This is a genomic window from Deltaproteobacteria bacterium (assembly GCA_009929795.1).
Taxonomy (GTDB): Bacteria; Desulfobacterota; Desulfovibrionia; order Desulfovibrionales; family Desulfomicrobiaceae; genus RZZR01.
The window spans coordinates 1-1,589 of the sequence record RZZR01000337.1 but is presented as its reverse complement, the minus strand read 5'-3'; the positions used below and the strand labels follow the sequence as shown (position 1 = coordinate 1,589).

Genomic DNA, 1,589 nt, shown 5'->3' with positions numbered 1-1,589 from the left:
TATCCCAAGCCTCTGGAGGAGAGTATCGCCCAGGCAAGGGCTGCTGTGGCAAGGGCCATGACCATTCTGTCAAGGGATTCGCTCATGGTGGGCGGGATCGTGGCCACGGTGGAAAAGGAAAAATGTGCGGTGTGCCTGACCTGCGTGCGCACCTGCCCCTATGGGATCCCGTTTATCCATGAAGAGGGATATGCGCAGATCGAGGCATCGGAATGCCACGGGTGCGGGGCCTGCGTGGCGGAATGCCCGGGCAAGGCCATTACGCTGAATCATTTCACCGACCGGCAGATCACTGCCAAGACCCATGCCCTGTTTGAAGAAACCCTGGAGACTGAGGAGGCGGCATCATGAAACCGGATCAGCAGGAACAACACAACAGCCGGAATGAACAGGAAAGGAATGCCATGAACACCCAGGCCCATGAACCCAGAATCATTGCGTTCTGCTGCCAGTACTGAGCTTACGCCGCAGGGGACCTGGCAGGTTCCATGAGGCTGTCCTATCCGGCCAACATCAAGATCATCCAGGTGCCGTGCACCGGCCGGGTGGACATCATCCACCTGCTCTCCGCCCTGGAGGACGGGGCCGACGGGGTATACGTGGCCGGATGCCTGGAAGGAGAGTGCCATTACCTGGAAGGCAACTACAAGGCAAGGCGCAAGGTGGCATACGTGAAAAAGGTGCTCACCGAACTGAAGATCGAGCCGGAGCGGGTGGCCATGTACAACCTGTCCTCGGCCCAGGGCGCCCGGTTCGCCGAGATCGCAAACGAGATGGTGGAGCGGATCAGGGACCTGGGCCCCACCCCGGTCCGATAAAAAACAAGGAGGGTAACATGATAGTGGCAGATCGCAAGTCTCTGGAAGAGATACTGGGGATGGTGGCGGACAGGGAAAAACTCCTGATCCTTGGATGCAAGGGATGTGTGACTGTGTGTAATGTGGGCGGTCTCAAGGAAGCGGAAGTTCTGGCTTCAACGGTGAGAATCGCCCGAAAAAAACAAGGGCGGCCGGTCGAGGTGGAGCACCGGGTCCTGGAACGCCAGTGTGACACTGAATATGTGGCTGAACTGGCCGATGACGTGGCAAATTATGACGCGGTGGTGTCCATGGCCTGCGGGGTAGGGCCCCAGTTCCTGACGGAAATGTACCCGGACCAGGTGTTTTTCCCGGCCGTGAACACCACGTTTTTCGGGGGCGCGGTCCAGCACGGGGTGTGGGAGGAACGCTGTGCCGGGTGCGGGGCCTGCGGTATCCATCTGTTCGGGGGGCTGTGCCCCATTGCCAGGTGTGCCAAAAGCCTGCTTCACGGCCCCTGCGGCGGATCGTCCAACGGGATCTGTGAGGTGAACAAGGAGACCGTCTGCATCTGGGACGCCATCGTGAAAAAGAAAATGGAAACCGGCCGCCTGGAGGACCTGACGGCGGTCAAGCCTTTCAAAGACTGGCGCACGGCCCGGGACGGCGGTCCCCGGCGGAGTATCAGAGAAGAACTGGTCAAGGGAACCATATAAAAGGAGACAGATGCCATGACAGCAATCAAATCAGGCAGCAATCTTGAAAAAGTCCTGACAGCCGGTCACTTTGCGT

Annotated in this window: 3 protein-coding genes; all 3 read left to right on the top strand. The window is 59.0% G+C overall.

What is annotated here, in order from left to right:
- A partial coding sequence (locus EOM25_14810) for a 4Fe-4S dicluster domain-containing protein (protein NCC26448.1) occupies positions 1–351 on the top strand: 351 nt, incomplete at its 5' end.
- A 137-nt stretch (positions 352–488) separates the two neighbouring features.
- Complete coding sequence (locus tag EOM25_14805; protein NCC26447.1) at positions 489–818, top strand: hydrogenase iron-sulfur subunit; 330 nt, start codon at positions 489–491, stop codon at positions 816–818.
- A 17-nt stretch (positions 819–835) separates the two neighbouring features.
- Positions 836–1,513, top strand: coding sequence for a hypothetical protein (locus EOM25_14800; protein ID NCC26446.1), 678 nt, complete (start codon positions 836–838; stop codon positions 1,511–1,513).
- The last annotated feature ends 76 nt before the right edge of the window (positions 1,514–1,589 follow it).

Bases quoted from the DNA above. Each gene is read 5' to 3' on its own strand.
- EOM25_14800 (NCC26446.1), top strand. From the start codon at position 836: ATGATAGTGGCAGATCGCAAGTCTCTGGAAGAGATACTGGGGATGGTG.
- EOM25_14805 (NCC26447.1), top strand. From the start codon at position 489: ATGAGGCTGTCCTATCCGGCCAACATCAAGATCATCCAGGTGCCGTGC.